Source organism: Streptomyces sp. NPDC007162, from assembly GCF_040634175.1.
GTDB lineage: Bacteria > Actinomycetota > Actinomycetes > Streptomycetales > Streptomycetaceae > Streptomyces.
On the sequence record NZ_JBEYFC010000775.1, the window covers coordinates 1 to 3,118 of the forward strand.

A 3,118-nucleotide genomic window follows, 5' to 3' on the forward strand; every position below is an offset into this window, starting at 1 on the left:
GTAATTCTCCCCTCCGACCACCGGCTGGCGACCCTGGAGGCAGTACCGCTGGCCGCGCTGGCGGGCGAGACCGTGTACGCCGGCCTCACCGCCGAGCAGCAGCGCCTGCGGCTCGGCGGCACCGGCGCGGGCGAGCGCCTCGTTCAGGGTCCCCAACTCGTCGCTGCGGCCTACGAACACGGGACTCACGGACCTGGTCTCCACGGGCCAGAGCATCGCACGCGGCGCGGAGGGGACGGCAGCGGTTTTCCACAGCACCGGTGCGCTTGTCGTATGAGCCGATGGCGTTGGGGAGTGCCGGCGGCCGACCCCCGTACGGCCGCCGGCGGCTGTCCTCCCGGCCTGCGGGCGGGCGTCGCCGCCCGCCCGGGGCCCGGTCATGCCGTGCGGGGGAACCGGCTCCGGCCCCGGCCGGCGGTATGGGACTCGGCCGGCTCCGCGGCGCCGCCGGGCGCCTCCGCGCGGCGGGCGGCACGGCGGGAGCGGACGGCCTCGCGGACGAGGCGGGCGTCGGCCGCCTGCCGGCGCAGTTCGGCGGACCGGATCTCGTGGATTGCGTACGCGAACATGGCGGTTCCCTTGGGAGAGGTGTCGGTCGGGCTTCGCTTTCTGCGATGGCTCCACCTTCGTCTCCCAGGGGTGCGCGCCACATCGGGAAGGTTCCGCATCTTCGGGCGGCCGCGGGGCCGCGGGTACGCGTAAGGGGCCTCAGATCGTCCGTGAGATGCTTACGGACGCTCTGAGGCCCCTGGTGACCTGCGCTTTTCTCAGCCCGTCGAGGTCTCAGCCGGTCGAGGGCAGGCCGAGGAGTGCGTCGGAGTACTTGAGGACCGCCAGCAGCAGACCGATGACGCCGAGCGCGACACCGGCCCAGGCGACCGACTTGATCCACGGTGCCTGCGTCCTGCCCGGCGCGCCGAAGGCGGGCCTGACGAGCACCACGACACCGGTGATCAGCGCGACCAGCGCGAACAGGCCGGCCCACAGCGCGGTGGTCTGCCACGCGTCGCCGTACACCTCCTTGACCTGCTTGGCGACGCTCGCGCTCGACGAGGTCTGCAGCTGGCCGATGAGGGTCTCGCGGGCCGCGGCGACCGTACCGACCCAGCCGCCCGTGAGGGAGACCAGGCCGAGCGCGACGGAGACGACGGCGCCGGCGCCCTGGCCGACGCCGGACGGGCCCTGCGGTTCCTCCTCGGCGAGGGCGGCCAGCTCCTCCTCGGTCAGCTCGTCGGACTCCTCCGCCTCCGTCTCGGGCTCGGCGGCCGCCGCGGGGGTCTCGCTCCTGGTCTCCGCAGGTTCCTCGGCGGGAGCCTTCGTGGTGTCCGCCGTGGCGGGAGCCTTGGTGGTGTCCACCGCTGCCTCTTCCGTCGCCGTCTCGTCGTTCTTCGCCTCGGCGCCGGTCCCGGCCCCGTCCACTGTCTTCGTTCCCATACCTCGCACCGTACGGACGCTGTCTGAGAGGTCTCTTAATGATCGTGCTGTGCGGTACGCACACGTGCCGCACGTCACTCGGGGGCCAGCACCGACCAGACCTCGGTGTCCGTGCGCACGCCCCGGTGGGGGTGGTTCTCCCGCAGCACGCCGTCGCGGGTCATGCCCGGCCGCCGGGCCACGTTGCTGCTCGGTTCGTTCGCCGACGACGCATGCCACTCCACACGGTGCATGCCACGCTCGTCAAACGCGCAGTCCAGAAGGATCCGCACACCCCGGGTGGCCAGACCCCGCCCGGCGGCCGCGGGAACGGCTCGATCGGGCCCGACCGTCCGAGTCCGCCCACTCCGTCGCCCGGCCGTCACTCAGTCGAACTGGTCTCCGAGGGCCATCACCATCGTCCCCAGGATCATCAGCCAGAGGGCCACGCGGGTACGGCCCCGGGCGCCGAGCACCGACGCGAGCACGCAGACCACGGCGCCGGAACCGTAGGCGGCCGGTACCAGTCCGGGCACCCCGCTCAGTCTCATCGAGGAGGCGGTGACCCCCATCATGGCCAGCAGCACCCCGGTCACGGTGGCGATCCAGCGGGCTCGGCGGGCGTCCTCGAAGACGTCCTCGTCGTCCGCCGCCTGCGCCTCGGCCGCCTCCGGCACCCGGGGAACTCGGCTGCGGAGCGTCTCCACAGCTGCTAGCTTCCGCTGGTCAGCCTTGCCCGGCCCCTCGCCGACGACCGAAGCGGGTGCATTTTTTGCCGGTTCGAATGAGCTCCTACGCATCGCCTACCACTACGAAGATCACAAGGAGCCCGTTCACCGATGTCCGAAACCGAGTCCGCGGACGACCGTCTGACGGACCGTCTGACCCTGCCGCGGTACCCCCTCAGCAACACCTACGACGCCCGCTGGGCCGTCGAGAACCAGATGGGCCCGCACGCCCTGTGGTTGCTGGAATGGCTGGCACCGGCCCTCCGTCTGGACGCCCTGCGCCCCTGCGCGCGCGTCCTCGACCTGGGCTGCGGCCGGGCGATGACCTCGATCTTCCTGGCCAGGGAGTTCCACGCGCAGGTCACCGCGGCCGACCTGTGGGTCGAACCCGACGACAACGCCCGGCGCATCGCCGAGGCCGGGCTCGCCGACCGGGTGCAGCCCGTGCACGCCGAGGCCCACGACCTGCCCTTCGCCGAGGGCGGCTTCGACGCGGTCGTGAGCATCGACGCCTACCAGTACTTCGGCACCGACGACCTCTACCTGCCCACCCTCACCCGGTTGTTGAAGCCCGGCGGCCGGATCGGCGTGGTGGTGCCGGCGCTGCGGGAGGAGATCACCGGCACCGAGCCGCCCGAGCACCTGAAGCCGTGGTGGGACCCCGGCTACTGGTGCTTCCACTCCGCCGCCTGGTGGCGCCGCCACTGGACCCGCAGCGGGGCCGTGGAGGTCGAGGCGGCCGACTGGCAGCCGGACGGCTGGCGGGACTGGCTGCTGTGGTGCGAGGTGGTCGCGGAGGAGAGCCCGGAGGAGTTCCACCGCACCATGGCCCGCCAGGTCGCCGAGCTGCTCCGCGCCGACCGGGGACGCACCCTCGGCTTCGTACGGGTCGTCGGCCGCCGCGTCTGACGGGTACCGGGCCCGCAGACGTCGACGCCGCCGATGGCGTCCGCCATGTTGACCACGCCCGAGAAGTC

General features: G+C 72.6%; 5 protein-coding genes and 1 pseudogene. 1 reads left to right on the forward strand and 5 read right to left on the reverse strand.

Going from position 1 to position 3,118, the window contains the following annotated elements; genetic code table 11:
• The 5 genes and pseudogenes from ABZ646_RS43690 to ABZ646_RS43710 form a co-directional block, all read right to left on the reverse strand.
• On the reverse strand, positions 1-216 hold a 216-nt coding region (locus tag ABZ646_RS43690), incomplete at its 3' end, for a hypothetical protein (protein ID WP_360532529.1).
• A gap of 161 nt (positions 217-377) precedes the next feature.
• Positions 378-569, reverse strand: a complete 192-nt coding sequence (locus tag ABZ646_RS43695; protein WP_360532532.1) for a hypothetical protein — start codon at positions 567-569, stop codon at positions 378-380.
• Positions 570-783: 214 nt separating this feature from the next.
• Entirely contained in the window at positions 784-1,434 is a 651-nt protein-coding gene (locus ABZ646_RS43700) for a hypothetical protein (protein WP_360532535.1), read from the reverse strand.
• A 74-nt stretch (positions 1,435-1,508) separates the two neighbouring features.
• Positions 1,509-1,742, reverse strand: a pseudogene (locus ABZ646_RS43705) (GNAT family protein); the annotation flags it as partial.
• A gap of 57 nt (positions 1,743-1,799) precedes the next feature.
• Positions 1,800-2,120, reverse strand: a complete 321-nt coding sequence (locus tag ABZ646_RS43710; RefSeq protein WP_360532538.1) for a hypothetical protein — start codon at positions 2,118-2,120, stop codon at positions 1,800-1,802.
• A gap of 132 nt (positions 2,121-2,252) precedes the next feature.
• On the opposite strand from ABZ646_RS43710, the gene ABZ646_RS43715 reads away from it, so the two are divergent.
• Positions 2,253-3,050 carry a methyltransferase domain-containing protein gene (locus ABZ646_RS43715; protein ID WP_360532541.1) on the forward strand — a complete coding sequence of 266 codons (798 nt, stop codon included), beginning with the start codon at positions 2,253-2,255 and terminating at the stop codon, positions 3,048-3,050.
• The last annotated feature ends 68 nt before the right edge of the window (positions 3,051-3,118 follow it).

Excerpts from the sequence above, each read along its gene's own strand:
- ABZ646_RS43700 (WP_360532535.1), bottom strand. The coding sequence starts at position 1,434 with ATGGGAACGAAGACAGTGGACGGGGCCGGGACCGGCGCCGAGGCGAAG.
- ABZ646_RS43715 (WP_360532541.1), top strand. The coding sequence starts at position 2,253 with ATGTCCGAAACCGAGTCCGCGGACGACCGTCTGACGGACCGTCTGACC.
- ABZ646_RS43695 (WP_360532532.1), bottom strand. The coding sequence starts at position 569 with ATGTTCGCGTACGCAATCCACGAGATCCGGTCCGCCGAACTGCGCCGG.